The sequence below is a fragment of the Shinella curvata genome, from assembly GCF_022899935.1.
Taxonomy (GTDB): domain Bacteria; phylum Pseudomonadota; class Alphaproteobacteria; order Rhizobiales; family Rhizobiaceae; genus Shinella; species Shinella curvata.
This window is the reverse complement of sequence record NZ_JALJCJ010000004.1, coordinates 618,786-631,961: the sequence shown is the minus strand read 5'-3', so window position 1 is coordinate 631,961 and position 13,176 is coordinate 618,786. Positions and strand designations below refer to the sequence as shown.

Annotated in this window: 18 protein-coding genes; 8 read left to right on the top strand and 10 right to left on the bottom strand. The window is 61.6% G+C overall.

What is annotated here, in order from left to right:
* Window positions 1-296: 296 nt before the first annotated feature.
* Both MUU55_RS17905 and MUU55_RS17900 read left to right on the top strand, forming a co-directional pair.
* On the top strand, window positions 297-1,274 hold the full coding sequence (locus MUU55_RS17905) for a helix-turn-helix transcriptional regulator (RefSeq protein ID WP_244762176.1): 978 nt from the start codon (window positions 297-299) through the stop codon (window positions 1,272-1,274).
* Window positions 1,275-1,422: 148 nt separating this feature from the next.
* Window positions 1,423-2,316 carry an AraC family transcriptional regulator gene (locus tag MUU55_RS17900; RefSeq protein ID WP_244762103.1) on the top strand — a complete coding sequence of 298 codons (894 nt, stop codon included), beginning with the start codon at window positions 1,423-1,425 and terminating at the stop codon, window positions 2,314-2,316.
* 3 nt (window positions 2,317-2,319) lie between these two features.
* Here the strand turns inward: MUU55_RS17900 and MUU55_RS17895 are convergent, their stop codons facing one another.
* The gene (locus tag MUU55_RS17895) at window positions 2,320-2,979 is read right to left on the bottom strand and encodes a DUF7424 family protein (RefSeq protein WP_244762102.1); all 660 of its coding nucleotides are present in this window, start codon (window positions 2,977-2,979) and stop codon (window positions 2,320-2,322) included.
* A 95-nt stretch (window positions 2,980-3,074) separates the two neighbouring features.
* Window positions 3,075-3,425 carry a hypothetical protein gene (locus MUU55_RS17890; protein ID WP_244762101.1) on the bottom strand — a complete coding sequence of 117 codons (351 nt, stop codon included), beginning with the start codon at window positions 3,423-3,425 and terminating at the stop codon, window positions 3,075-3,077.
* A 149-nt stretch (window positions 3,426-3,574) separates the two neighbouring features.
* On the opposite strand from MUU55_RS17890, the gene MUU55_RS17885 reads away from it, so the two are divergent.
* The 4 genes from MUU55_RS17885 to MUU55_RS17870 all read left to right on the top strand — a co-directional run bounded on the left by MUU55_RS17885 (window position 3,575) and on the right by MUU55_RS17870 (window position 5,719).
* Window positions 3,575-3,838 carry a hypothetical protein gene (locus MUU55_RS17885; protein WP_244762100.1) on the top strand — a complete coding sequence of 88 codons (264 nt, stop codon included), beginning with the start codon at window positions 3,575-3,577 and terminating at the stop codon, window positions 3,836-3,838.
* 5 nt (window positions 3,839-3,843) lie between these two features.
* Window positions 3,844-4,056, top strand: a complete 213-nt coding sequence (locus tag MUU55_RS17880) for a hypothetical protein (RefSeq protein WP_244762099.1) — start codon at window positions 3,844-3,846, stop codon at window positions 4,054-4,056.
* 96 nt (window positions 4,057-4,152) lie between these two features.
* Window positions 4,153-4,821: a DUF7424 family protein gene (locus MUU55_RS17875; RefSeq protein ID WP_244762098.1), complete on the top strand. Its 669-nt coding sequence runs from the start codon at window positions 4,153-4,155 to the stop codon at window positions 4,819-4,821.
* A 4-nt stretch (window positions 4,822-4,825) separates the two neighbouring features.
* Window positions 4,826-5,719: a hypothetical protein gene (locus tag MUU55_RS17870; protein WP_244762097.1), complete on the top strand. Its 894-nt coding sequence runs from the start codon at window positions 4,826-4,828 to the stop codon at window positions 5,717-5,719.
* Window positions 5,720-5,783: 64 nt separating this feature from the next.
* Here the strand turns inward: MUU55_RS17870 and MUU55_RS17865 are convergent, their stop codons facing one another.
* Window positions 5,784-6,332, bottom strand: coding sequence for a hypothetical protein (locus tag MUU55_RS17865; protein WP_244762096.1), 549 nt, complete (start codon window positions 6,330-6,332; stop codon window positions 5,784-5,786).
* 213 nt (window positions 6,333-6,545) lie between these two features.
* Here MUU55_RS17865 and MUU55_RS17860 point away from each other — a divergent pair, with 213 nt between their 5' ends.
* Window positions 6,546-7,322: a hypothetical protein gene (locus MUU55_RS17860; RefSeq protein WP_244762095.1), complete on the top strand. Its 777-nt coding sequence runs from the start codon at window positions 6,546-6,548 to the stop codon at window positions 7,320-7,322.
* A 12-nt stretch (window positions 7,323-7,334) separates the two neighbouring features.
* Here the strand turns inward: MUU55_RS17860 and MUU55_RS17855 are convergent, their stop codons facing one another.
* On the bottom strand, window positions 7,335-7,898 hold the full coding sequence (locus MUU55_RS17855) for a YdcF family protein (RefSeq protein WP_244762094.1): 564 nt from the start codon (window positions 7,896-7,898) through the stop codon (window positions 7,335-7,337).
* A 137-nt stretch (window positions 7,899-8,035) separates the two neighbouring features.
* Between MUU55_RS17855 and MUU55_RS17850 the strand changes: the two genes are divergently transcribed.
* On the top strand, window positions 8,036-8,431 hold the full coding sequence (locus MUU55_RS17850) for a hypothetical protein (protein WP_244762093.1): 396 nt from the start codon (window positions 8,036-8,038) through the stop codon (window positions 8,429-8,431).
* A 22-nt stretch (window positions 8,432-8,453) separates the two neighbouring features.
* Here the strand turns inward: MUU55_RS17850 and MUU55_RS17845 are convergent, their stop codons facing one another.
* The 6 genes from MUU55_RS17845 to MUU55_RS17820 all read right to left on the bottom strand — a co-directional run bounded on the left by MUU55_RS17845 (window position 8,454) and on the right by MUU55_RS17820 (window position 13,073).
* A complete protein-coding gene (locus tag MUU55_RS17845) occupies window positions 8,454-8,705 on the bottom strand; it encodes a hypothetical protein (protein ID WP_244762092.1) in 252 nt (83 codons plus the stop codon).
* Between the two features lie 223 nt (window positions 8,706-8,928).
* Entirely contained in the window at window positions 8,929-9,966 is a 1,038-nt protein-coding gene (locus MUU55_RS17840; RefSeq protein WP_244762091.1) for an extracellular solute-binding protein, read from the bottom strand.
* 16 nt (window positions 9,967-9,982) lie between these two features.
* Entirely contained in the window at window positions 9,983-10,783 is an 801-nt protein-coding gene (locus tag MUU55_RS17835; protein WP_244762090.1) for an ABC transporter permease, read from the bottom strand.
* The gene (locus MUU55_RS17830; RefSeq protein WP_244762089.1) at window positions 10,783-11,679 is read right to left on the bottom strand and encodes an ABC transporter permease; all 897 of its coding nucleotides are present in this window, start codon (window positions 11,677-11,679) and stop codon (window positions 10,783-10,785) included. The genes MUU55_RS17835 and MUU55_RS17830 overlap by 1 nt, the downstream gene beginning before the upstream one ends.
* Entirely contained in the window at window positions 11,679-12,797 is a 1,119-nt protein-coding gene (locus MUU55_RS17825; protein WP_342346062.1) for an ABC transporter ATP-binding protein, read from the bottom strand. Before MUU55_RS17825 ends, MUU55_RS17830 begins: the two co-directional genes overlap by 1 nt.
* An 81-nt stretch (window positions 12,798-12,878) precedes the next feature.
* Entirely contained in the window at window positions 12,879-13,073 is a 195-nt protein-coding gene (locus MUU55_RS17820; protein ID WP_244762088.1) for a DUF1127 domain-containing protein, read from the bottom strand.
* Between the last annotated feature and the right edge of the window lie 103 nt (window positions 13,074-13,176).

The window sequence follows — 13,176 nt, the reverse complement described above, 5'->3', positions numbered from 1 at the left end:
GTCGTTGGCTGCACGGCCGGTTGGTCCAGAGCGTGAACCGTTCAGGGGAAACCCAAATCGAAGGTTGTCGAGCGACAGGCATGCACGATCCCGAAGCAATCGACGGTTCACGACAAATCGTACACTGAGTCATCTTGTGCAAAGACGCTGTCACCACCGGAAAAGACGGAGTTTCCGGTTCATGCTAATTTCCCTTCAAATCGACGTTGCGGGCAGGCCGGCCTTGGGCGTTTAAGAAGGCCGTTTCCAGAAGCGGCGCGCAGGAGGTGGCGCAAAGGAGTGGAAAGTTGAACGCAATGGCCGGAAAGGTTCGCATCGCAACGCGAGACTTGGCGGAAAGGGACAGGGTTCCATTCGTGCGGGATTTCTACGGCCGCACAATCCTGGGCCTCGACATGGCACCGCTGGTGGACGCGGATTTTGATATAGATATGTCCGTCGTCCAGCTCGACGGGCTGGGCGTGGCCCACGGCTCGATCTCCTCCCTTACGGCAACCCGGACGAGCGCGCTTGTGGCGGACGGCAACTCCAATATTCTCATGGGTATGTGCGACAGCGACTTCATGATGGCGGACGCCTATGGCGACACGCAGGTCATCAGTGCCGGCGAGATCCTGCTCATGCCGCTGGACCAGAAATTTGCCTGGACCTTTCCCGAAGCAGGAATGACGACGGCTATCCATATCGACCGCGCCGCCCTTATCTCGCGGTTTCCCCGTTTCGAACCCAAGGGGATCCATCGCCTCAATACTGGAGTGCCGGGGGCGGATCTGCTCTTCACCTATGCGCGCGCCCTGCATCAATCGGAGAGTGTCACGAATGAGGCTGCCAGCCTCGCCTCCCGTCAGCTTCTGGACCTCGCCGCTTTCGTCATCGCCGAAGCGAACAATACCGACGAGATCGGCGCCGCCGCCAGCGTGCGGGAAGAACGGTTCCGCGCCGTCAAACGCGATGTAGCCCGGCATTTCCACGAGCCCAGCCTCTCCATTCACGATGTTGCAGCTCGCCAGGACGTGACGCCGCGCTACCTGCAGCGTCTCTTCGACGAGAACGGCACGACGTTCACGACCCATCTGCAAAACATGCGGCTCGAGTTCGCCCGAGCCCGCCTGGTGAACGCCAAGTCGCCGGTCCGCATACTGGATGTTGCCCTCGAGGCCGGTTTCACCGACCTGTCCACCTTCAACAGGCTGTTCCGCAAGCGGTTCGCCGTCACCCCGTCGAGTTTCCGGCGGGATCACCGCGAAGTCGCACCCGCTGGTGCCGCGGCCTGACGTATTGTCTGCGTCGAAGACGAAACTTCCCGAAAGCCGAGTTCTAGCATAGGCTTGGAAACCATAACATGGTTGTCGCTTGCCTATGACGTTCACGAAGCTGGAATTCACATCCGAGACGTTGCCCGATGGGAATGCTATCGAGGTGATGAAGGACTATCTCGGTCGAGAGATTTGTCACATCGAGATTAATCTCCCCGAAGGGGCCACAGAAATCGACTATCGCCTCGACCTCCATGTTTCCGGCACGACCAAGTGGGGGTACTGGACGCAATTGGCCGCTACCCATGAACGGACGGACAAGCTGCGGGAGGACGGAAACGACGACGTGATCCTCACGATGGCCGACACTCCGATCCTGATGCGTTCAGCCGGCATGGAAGACTTCGTCGTCAAGACGGGCGATATGCTGGTGCTTTCTCAGGCGCGCAGCACTCAGTTCACGCTTCCGCGGGCGGCCCGTGGTTGGTCCGTACGCCTGCCTCACAAAGTTCTCCACGATGCGGTCGCCGGTCTCGGCGAAGCGCCGCTACGCGGAGTTTCGCGGCAGGCCCCCGGCATGCTCCTCCTCCGCTCCTATCTCCAGGCGACAGCGCACGAACGGTTTAACGATCCAGCAATCACAGCGATGGCGGCCCGGCATCTCCAGGATCTCATCGCGTTGACCCTAGGCAGCGGCGATCAGCGCGGCGCGGAAACGATGGAGGGCGTCGTCTCTCGTTCCCGTCGCAAGGTCATCGAGGCGGACATGCTCGCTTATCTCGGAAAACCGACCCTGAACCTTGAATGGATCGCCGCCCGCCAGGGTGTCAGCGTGCGACATGTCCAACGCCTCTTCGCAAGCCAGGGGACAAGCTTTTCCGACGAACTGCGCCGGATGCGCCTGGAAAAGGCGGCGGCGGTCCTTTCCGACGAGCGGAACGCAGACCGCACGATCCTGTCCATTGCGATGGACCTCGGTTTCTTCGATACACCGACCTTCAATCGCAGCTTCAAGCGCCATTTCGGTTTTACGCCGGGCGAGTTGCGCCCGCGCCGATAAAGATCACGGCAGCGGGTAGAGCGTCATGAAGCGGTTGGCGTTTCCGGCCGCGATCACGGCGCTAGCTGCATCATTGAGCTGAACGGCAGCTCTCGCATAGCGCTGCAGATCAAAGGTCCTGTCGGGCATGAACGGTTCATGGTCCACGAAGACCTGCTCGAACTGGACACTGTAGTCCCTGTTGGTGTCGTTGAACACGTCGACGACGATCTCTGGGGGCAGGAAATCCGGCTTCTCATATCCGGTGAGTTCGGCAAGCTTACCGGCAGTGTTCATTCCGACGAGCGTTATGTTTGTTCCCTGAATCTTGCCTATTTCGGCATCGATCTCGAGCACGAGACCGGCGCCGGCTGGCCGCTCACCGGCATTGGTGACAAGGGTCACGTCCATGCTGAAAATGAACTTCGTGCCCGTGCTGGTTTCACCGCACTGCGCGTTCTTCGCCTCGACGCCGATGGCCCTGAGGTCCTCGACGACATTTGCAAGCTCGGCTCCACAGTGTGCGGGCTTGTTCCATTTCACCATGACGTCGGCAGTGGTGGTCGTAGGCTTCGCGGTCTCCGCGGTCTCGACGATGCTGCTGACGGGAAGGCTGATATGCATGAGAGGCGTGCAGGCACCTGAAAGCGAGACGGCACCGAAGCAAAGAAGAAGCAGACCCACGGGAACCTCCGATGAGCGGGTTGAAGCGAGCGTCCATACCTCTCCGCTTATCGTTTCACGCTGTTGTCTCGCTTGGCGGCGCAGATGCCGCGGGCTTAACCGCCGGCACCGTCGTTCAACATCATGCCGGTCGTGCTCTCGAAGATCGAGGTGCACATCTGCCAGCGCGGGCAACGCTCCATCACGGTCAGGGGCAGATAGAGGCAGATCAGCATAGCCAAACCGAGAAGGACATCGAACCGCCTTGTCCGATTGAAAGCACTGCGGATCAAGAGGACTATTCCGGCAAGAAGTAGCATTGCGGAAAGCGCGGTCTGCGGCAGGCGCATAAGCCGGTCATAGGGGCTGATATAGCCATCCGGGAAACCGGCACTCCCAAGGCCCATGAGTATAAGGCTCGCAATGCCGACACCGGCAAGGGCCCAGATGGCGATGATCAGACGCATGGCGACCTCCGAGGGTTTTTGCAGGGTTATGCCGGATCGCTGTTTCAGCATCTTGCCCCGGAGATGGACTGGCCGAATTCGGAATGAAACAGAGCGGCGGTAGCAAGGGGCATCGAGGGGATTACTCCCCACTCATAAGGATCGCCGTCATGACTCTCCCAGATATTGCCGATGGCATCGTTGTCTCCCGTCCGGATATAGGCCAGCGGCCCGCCGGGAAACAGGTGCGCTACGGGATGCGCCGGCTCGGTCTGGCCGGCCTTATGATGCTTTTCTCCAACTCAATGGGGTTCGCGGATGCATTCACCTATGTCGGCATGAGCCCGCACTGCAACGACCGGATTTTCACACCCAACATCAGCGATCTCCAGCCACTCCTGACAAAGGGCGCGCCGGCCCTCCTTGCGGAGTGAGCGCCATGCGTTGGATTTTCCCTGTCTTCTTCGCAGTGCTCGCCGCCGGATCGGCCTGGCTGTTCCATCTCCGCTACTGGCTTTATCGCGATTGCATAGAGGCGGCGCTGTCGAGCTGCGTGACGGCCGATGGCGACAACCTCACGCCCGGCGGCATGGTCTGGGGCGGGTTTGCTTTCGTCTTCCTCCTGTTGGCGTTGCTCACCGCCCGGCGATAGCCGCCCGTACTCTGCGGCACGCGCCTGAAACATGCGGGGCGCATGGATAGCGACAACGCACTTCCGCGTCGCCCATTCTTGCCGAGGACGCAACAGATGGCCCGTTCCCCGCTCCTTCTTCTCGCCGCCCTGCTTACGCTGGCCGCCTGTTCACCGGCGATCATGACCCCCGTCCGGCTGTCCGAAATCATCACCGTGGGCGATACAGGCGCGCCGCGCGAGATCGAAGCCACCCTTCGCATCCCCCTACCCGCCTCAGCCGACTGCAAGGCGGAGATCGCCGCCCATGTTGCGAAGCTCGCCGAGATCATGCCGGCCAGCGGAGGTACGTGCTACACGGATATGGCCGCGCCGCACGCCGAGATCGACACCAAGGTCTGGGTCATTCGCGCCGAATCCGAGCGGCCCGAGCGGGCGGGCCTCGTCCTCGAAGTCGCCGCCGCTACCGACCGCGGCAAGGTCTATGACCTCACGGTCTTCTCCGGCGTCACGCTCGATGCGATCGAGCGCCAACTGGGAATGGATGACGCCGTGACGGATCCCGAAATCGTCTTCGGAATCGAGAACGATCTTGGCCGCGACATGGGCGTTCAATTCTCCGGCGCCTTCTATCAAAACCGTCCGGCAAAGGCCGATGCGGGCATCCTGCTTGCCGACAAGGAAAAATCCCTCGTGCGGCTCTCCGATGTCTCGACTGCCGTTGTGGCGGGGGGCAACGGCGACGCGTTCATGAGTGTCTTCGACGTCCACTGGCGAGCGGAATAAGCGCATGAAAGAGGTGGCGAAAAAACATGGCTGGGGCACGATCATCGGCCTCCAGATCATCCTGCTGGCAATGTTGATCTTCTCCATCATGCTGCTTTTCGGTGGCATCAATGCCGCTGTGGTCGACCACCTGTATCTCCCGGCGACTTTCTGCATCATCGGCGGCGTCGGCCTTCTCTGGCCGTCCCTTCTCCTCCTGCGGCGCTTCTATCGCGTCCTTGCCGGCAAGAACCCAGATCCGCCCGGCGCGAAGCCGGCCGATGCCGAATGGCGCGCCGGCCGACTCTTCGACAGCCCGGTCGGCAAGATGGCGTTAATTCTCGTGGTCCTGGCAGCCTTCGCCGGGACCATCACCTTCCTCTCCATCGTCAACGCCCACAAGATCGCCTACGGAATCAAGCACAACGGAATCCCTTGGCTGTTTGTCGGGTTCATGGGCCTGATGTTCGCAACCCTCGTCAGCTGGCTGATCGGTCTCATTGCCGCCTGGCTCCGCTACGGCAAGGGCGAGCTGCGTCTGATCGAAGGGCCGGGCCGCATAGGGGGCACCTTCGAAGCGCGCTTCATCGTGCACGGCAAGGAAAGGCTGAGGGAGAGGCTGCGCGCCGAAGTCACATGCCATCGCTCCGATTTCCGCCATCGTCGCACCAACGCGGAAAGCCACACCGCCGACCTGCTCTTTTGGGACGAAATCGAGATCGACCCGGCGCAGGCGCTGCGCACCGGCGCCAACAATGGGCTTCCGATCCTCTTCCGCATCCCCGCCGACCTACCACCGAGCGGTACCGACGAGCGCACCCGCTACACCGAATGGATGGTCCAGATCACTTCGCTGCCGGGAGCCAAATCCTTCGTACAATTCCAGTGGGTCGTTCCAGTCTTCGAAACTGGGAGCTGAGGCCACTCGGCTGGTGTGGGACCGGATTGCCGGCCATGCCAATGGGCGCAGGAGTGTGGGAGGACTACTTCGGACGATCGGAAAACAAGCCAGCCTTGCCGAGCGCAATCGAAACGATGGCGTGCGCAATGAGAGTGGATACGGGTATGAGCGAAAGCCATCCGGCCAGCATGAGGGGAGCGACCAAGCGTACGGCGATATCCGCATAGCCTCCCGCAACGCGAACAGCAGGCGGCGGGAAATAGGACGCGCCCATGTAGAACACCAAGCTGGTCAAGGCGACGACAGTGCCGTAGCCAAGAATGATGAGCGAACCATAGCGCCTCCTGCCAGCAATCAACCATGCGTCGATCATCCCGAGTACGAATGGAACAGTCGTTACCGCGATGACAAGGCAAACGGCGTAATAACGCGTGACTGGCACCGCAAAACCACGCGCGAGGTCCCGAAACCCCTGCACCCAGCCGGCATAGGGATCACCATGGGAAAGCCAGGCGAAGATCAGCGTGAAGACGCCGCCGATGCTGATGGACATGTGCACCGTGATACTGAGGGTCAGTGCTGCGCAAATATGCGCAATGGACGGGGAATTGGCTCGCAACAGGTCTTCCATCGACTATGAGGCTGTCCGCGGCAAAGCGCCTCGATTTCAGATTGGCGCTCTATAGAAAACGGCAAGGTTTCGGGCGGATGTCGCCGATACGGCGCTTCACATCGCCCATCTCTGAAATCCAGGTGAAACAGCGGCAAGCCAGATCCTCGTATTGCTACTCGGCGTCAAGTCCTATGGCTGCGCGGAGGTAGCCGTTCGGCGATGGAGAAAAGCATGCCCCCCAGAACTCTCTCTCAATCAGACTGGCGGGATCACCCGCTCAACGCTGCCGTTTCCGGCGCCATACTCGTGATCATGCTCACTGGATTTGCGACATGGTTCCATCCGGAATTGTTCGATCCGGAACGTCCCATCCCGACGATCGTCACGCCGATCATCATCTATCCCGTCGTCGTGATCTCGCTCCTTTCGTGGGCTGGTCCGCGCGCGCTCCGGAACGCGCGGCGCCTGACAAGATGCATCGGCTTTGCCGGCATTCTCTCGGGCGCATTCTGCCTGCTGGTCTTTTTCATGAGCTCGCGGCAATTCCCGATGCTGATCGGTGCGATGCTGCTCCAGGTGGCTGTGCCCTGGATCCTGCCGCGCTTCGATATGCGCGCGCTCACGCTTCTCTCGATCGTCGTGCGGGGCGGGACGATAACGTTGCTTGTTCTCTGGTTCGTGGCGAGTGCAATATTCGCGACGCATATCAATGCGGTCGGCGCGAGTATGGCCAAGGGACGGCAATATTGCCTCAGTGCGCCGGCATGGCACGATCTCTTTGGCAGCACCGCGCTGTCGACCGGGTCCGACCTGCTTTTGCTTCAGCGGATGGTCGCGTATCCGGTCGACCTCTATTACGGCCGGCATCGCCTCGAACTGACGATCTTTGAAAGCTCCGATCGCTTCGAGACCTTTCATTGGTCGATGCGCAGCCGGCGCTTCGAGCCGGGAGGATTTCTCACGCCGATTGAAGCCTGCAAGACGGTCGTGCGAGGCGGTGCAGCCTAGCCGATCCCAGACTTACCTGTACGACAACCAGTAGACGGGAAGGGCGACAACCTCGCGGGCGATGGAATAGATGTCGCGAAGCTCGAAGAACTCGGCATGCGCCGAGTGAACCGGTGATATGCCGGCACGCTCCAGTGCGAGGCGGCTTCGCGAAACGTGGAAATACTGCGTGACGACCAGCGCGCTCGCGAGGCCTCTCTCTTTCATGATGCGCGCCGCATTCGTGGCCGTCGCCCGGGTCGTATTCCCCTCCTCGTCGATGAGGATCGCCTGGGCCGAAACACCCGCTTCCTCCAGCGCAGCAGCCATCACCCGCCCCTCGCTGAAGCCCTCGACGCCCATGCCGCCGCTCACGATCACGAAGCGCACCGTGCCCTGATGGAACAGATCGGCTGCCCGATCCAGCCGCGCCTGCAATCTCGCCGAGGGTCTGCCATCCGGCATCACCTTCGAGCCGAGGACGACGGCCGCGTCGGCCGGTTGGATATCGTCGATCAGGCCATCGCCCACGAGGACCGCGCAGCCAATGAAGCCGGCAGCGAGAACTATGATCAAGGTGCGGATAAATAGACGCATCGGGTTTCCTACTCTGAAATTCCTGGCGAGATCATAGTGCGCCGCTTCTGCAGCCCTCGATCTCGGCGGTAAAGACATCACGGCGAAACACGCATGCCGGCATTTCCGTGCGGGATACCACAACGGGAAATTTGGCCATGCGCACGCAATCGGTCTGGTTGAAAGCATTCGTCGCCTTGATCTTCGGTCCCGTGGCCGTGACGCTCGGCATTCTCGGCCTGTACGACATGGTGATCGGGCTCGATCAGAGAGCCCTTACTCCGATGGCGACATTCTCTTTTGCCCTCGGGCTTTTGTTCGGCGGGTTCTTCTCCGTTGCATGCGTTCTCGTCGTCATTCCGATCCTGATATCGCGCGGAGAGGTCTCAATGCTTGCGGCGATGGCAACCGGCGCGACGGCCTGCGCACTCAGCATCGCATTTGTTGTTTTCTTTGACGCGGCCCCGGCTGTCGCTCTGGTTTCGCTGGTGGCGGACACGCTGCTTGCCATCGGGCTCTGGGTGATTTTCCGCATCTGGCGGCATGAAAACTGATTTCCCCAGTGTCGAACCTTATTCAGGTGTTTTCCTTTCCGGGGGGCGTGTCGCGCTGCGTGCCGGGAGACATATACCGCCAGGCGAAGGTCGAAAATCCCGAGCCGAAAATCAGGCCCAGGATCGGCCCATAGACGAAGAACGCGCCCATAGCCGCCGCGCCCTCCATATCTTTCCCGCCGAGTGCGACCCATGCGAGATAGCAGCCGAGGGCGAGCACGATCCCGAGGGTCATGCCCGCGCAAAACGCGGCAATTGTGCCGAGCAATCGCATGTTTCTCTCCTCTCCGGCGGGGCGCTCAGATCCCGCAGAGCGGATAACCCGGTGAGGTGAAGCCGCAGCGGCTGCCGCAGCCCGTCAGGACGAGCATTGCGGCGATGGCGATCGGAAAGAGGAATTTCATGGAAAGCTCCATTGTCAGGCAGCGATGGCTGCGGTTGTTTCGAGAATGTGGAGGCCGGTGCACCCGGCCGGAAAAGGATGCGTGGGTGACGGCTTACCGGCGCAGTTCGGTCCACATGGCGTTGTAGAGCGCAGTGACTTCGGCCGAGCACGGCGGCACGAATTCGGTGGCTGCATCGGCGGGCACGTTCAGCTCCGGCGCGGCCTTGAGGTCGGCAGAGAAGAAGGCCGCGCTGCCCTTGATCGCGTTTGCATAGCCCGCGAAATCGGAGGTCAGCGCCGCGTTCTCAGGGTCCATGACGAAGTTCTGGAAGAGCTTTGCGTTTTCCAGGTTCGGCGCGTCCTTCAGCACGGCGACGTTGTCGGAGAAGGCTTCCATCACTTCCTTCGTCAGCGCAAACTTCACGCTTGCAAGCTGCTGGCGGACAACCACGGCCGAGCCGCTCCAGGTCTGCGCCACGTCCGCCTCGCCCGAGACCAGCTTGTTGATGCTGTCGACGCTGTAGGTCCGCCAATAGGGTTTGGCCTTCATCAGGGCATCATAGACCTTCTTCAGCTCCTCGCGATCGGAGGTGCAGCGCGGCACGCCGACATAACGCTCGGCCGCGTGAATGATCGAGACCATATCATCGAGCATGGCGATGCGGCCCTTCAGTTCCTCTGGCGGATCGAAGAGGAGCGCGATGGAATCGGCCGGCCCCTTGTAGGCGTCGGTATTGACGGCGAACGTGGTCAGGCCGTGCGTCCACGGCGTCGTGTAGTTGCGACCGGCATCCCAGTAGACATCGACGAAGCGCGCCTCGATGTTCTTGAAGTTGGGCATCTCGTTCGGGCGGGTCTCTGCGAGAAGCCCTTCCTCAATCATGATTTTCACGGCGTAGTCGCCGGGCACCACGATGTCGTAGCCGGAGTGGCCGGCGCGCACCTTCGCGAGCATGGTCTCGTTGCTGTCGTATTCGTCGACCGTGACCTTTACGTCGTACGCCTTCTCGAATTTCGCGATCAGCGCGGGGTTGGTGTATTCGCCCCAATTGAAGATGTGGAGTTCGCCTGCCGCCAGAGCAGCGTTGGCGGTAGCGAAAAGGGCGACGGCGGAAAGGCCGCCGGCCAGGGCAAGCTTCAGTTTGGTCATGACTTCATCCTGTCGATTAGCGTGTGGTGAGTTTTCCCCTGGCCGTTACGGCCATGGAGAGGCAGATGAGTGCGATGGAGACGACCAGCATGATCGTGCTCATCGCGTTGATTTCCGGGGTCAGCGGACGCTTGAGCTGCGCCCAGATGAAGACCGGCAGCGTCGTCTGACCCGGCCCCGCCACGAGCTGGCTCATGGCAAAATCGTCGAACGAGACCATGAAGGCCAGCGCCGCGCCCGAGCCGATGCCCGGCATCAGCAGCGGGATGAGGACATGGCGCCGCGTGGCGGTGTCCGAGGCGTAGAGATCGGTCGCCGCGGTGAGGACTGAAGGATCGACGCCGCGGAGCGCCGCGCGGATCGGCATCATGGCGAAGGGCACGCAGAACGCGGTGTGGGCGACAACCAGATTGCCGAGCCCGAGATCCACGCCCGTCGCATTGCGCAGGCTCGAGAAGAAGATGAGCGTTGCGATCGCCATGACGACCTCCGGCACGACGAGCGGCAAACCGATCAGCGCGGTGGCAAACTGCTGCTGCCGGCCGCCGGCGCGCTGGAGGCCGATGACGGCACCCGTCGCCAGAACCGTTGCCAGCAGGGTGGCGGCAGTCGAAACGACCAGCGTGTTCACGGCCGCATCGCGGAACCCTTCATTGGCGATGGCCTTCGCATACCAAGCGAAGGAAAAGCCTTCCCAGCGGTGAAACAGGCGTCCGCCGTTGAAGGAGAAGGAGCAGAGCACCAGAATGGGCGCATAGAGGAAGACGAGGCTCAGGCCGGCGAAGAGCGCGAAGGTCCGGGGCAGATGACGGTTCATCACGCGGCCCTCCGCCGGACGAGGTTTGAAAGCGCAAAGGCCAGCGCGACGAAGAGGACGAGCACGACGGATTCCGCCGAACCCAGCGGCCAGTTGCGGGAAGTGCCGAACTGAAGCGCGATCAGGTCGCCAGCCATCATGGAGCGTCCGCCGCCGAGGATCAGCGGCACAACGTAGGAGCCGAGTGCCGGCACGAAGACCAGCAGGCAGCCGGCAGCAATACCGGGCCGGATGTTGGGCAGGACGATCTGCAGGGCGATCCGCCACCGGCTGGCGTAAAGGTCCGCACCGGCTTCCAGAAGACGGGGGTCAAGCTTTTCGAGGCTCGAAAGGAGCGGCAGGACCATGAAGGGCAGAAACGAGTAGAGCAGCCCGAGAAGGACGGCGAAATCGGTGTAGAGCATGGCGACGGGCGCGTTGATCAGGCCAGAACGTATCAACAATCCGTTGATGAGACCCTGGTCGCCAATGATGAGCATGAGGGCGAGTGTGCGCACGAGCAGGCTCGTCCAAAATGGGATCGTAATGGCCAGCACCCACCATTTGCGTGCGCGAGGCGATCGCGATGCCATGTAGGCGGCCGTCGGAAAGCCGACCGCGAAGCACAGGACAGTCGTGGCAAGCGCGAGCAGGACGGAGCGGCCGAAGATCATAAGATGATCGGGCGAGAACACCAGTTCCTCGCTGAAGAGATCCTTGCGGAAGAGAAGAGACCGATAGGCATTCGCCGAGGCGACCCATTCGACACCGCCGAAGGATGCCGGCGTCAGCAGCGAATAGACGACCACAAAGGCGAGCGGGATGCATCCGAGCACGACCGCAAGGACAATGGCGGGCGCGGCGAGCGACAGCCCGCTCCCCGCCGTCGATGTCCGGTGATTGACGATCGCGGCCATCAGCGTGTCTCCCCGACGATGCGCAATTGCTCGAACGGAATGGAGAGAGGGACTTGCTGGCCGATGCGGAGGGCTTCCATCGCCGCGGAGGCGCGGCTGCGAAGCTTCACGGGCGTGCCATCGCGAAGATGGAGCTGGAAGCTGAGATCGGAACCAAGATAGGACTTCTGGATCACGCTCGCGGTCAACGACAATCCCGGCCCGGATCCGAGCTCGACATCCTCCGGACGGAACATGACCGTCACCTCTCCGGGCGCCGGCATGTGGCGGCCGAGGGCGATACTGGCCGTCTGTCCGTTGCGCATCTCGACGGTGGCATGAAAATTGTCGATCGCCCGCAGCTTTGCGCTCAGGAAGTTCGCCTCCCCCAGAAATGCGGCGACGAAGCGGTCCGCCGGCTGGGTGTAGAGAGCCGCCGGCGTCTCGCACTGCAGGATGTCGCCGTCCCTCATGATCGCGATGCGATCCGACATGGACAGGGCTTCTTCCTGGTCATGGGTGACGAAGATCACAGTCTGGCGAAGCTCGGTCTGGATGCGCTTCAGCTCGACCTGCATGTCCCGACGCAGCTTGAGATCGAGCGCCGAAAGCGGCTCGTCGAGCAGTAGGACTTTCGGAGAGGGCGCGAGCGCACGGGCAAGAGCGACGCGCTGCTGCTGACCGCCGGAAAGTTCGCTGACGCGCCTGTGACGAAGGTCGAGAAGCTGCACGAGCCCGAGAACCTCGTCGACGCGCTCGGCAATATCCTCCCGCGACCATTTGAGCATGCGCAACCCGAAGGCCACGTTTCCGGCGACATTCAGATGCGGAAAAAGCGCATAATTCTGGAAGACCGTATTGATGGGCCTGCGCGCGGCGGGAAGGCCTTCAAGTCTGGTCGCGCCGAGCGAAATCGAGCCTGTCTGCGGGCTCTCAAAACCGGCGATCAGCCGCAGCAGCGTCGTCTTCCCGCAACCCGAGGGGCCGAGCAGCGTGAAGAACTCGCCGTCACGAACGGTAAGCGAGATATCCTTGACCACCTGCCGGCCGGCGATCGCATAGGAGACGCTCTCGAGCACCAGGTCCTGGCGGACGGATGCCGCATCCGCTGGACGATCATCGGTAGAACCGATCGACAAAGGCGATCGTCTGGCCACCCTTTCCATGTTTTCGCCCTTTCCCATGACGCCTCCCTTTCCCGCGATCTGATCAGGGGTTCATCACAGGATCACATTGTGGCCAGCCGCACGCACGCCGAAGGCGTCAACGGCAATCTGGCTAACCTGGGCGCGCGTTACGCCGATATCGTCGAGCAGGTGGTCGCTGAGGGAAGCGAGCTTGCGGGCGTGACACTGGAGTTCGCGGCGTTCCCGCGCTCGCTCGACGTAAAGGGTGACTTTTCCAAGAATGCTCATTGGACCTCTCCATGGATCTGATGTTGATGTGGCCTTTATGGAGAGGCATGGTTTCAGTGCGTTGTCGGGTTCGGCCGCCCCGTCGATCACAGGCGATACAATC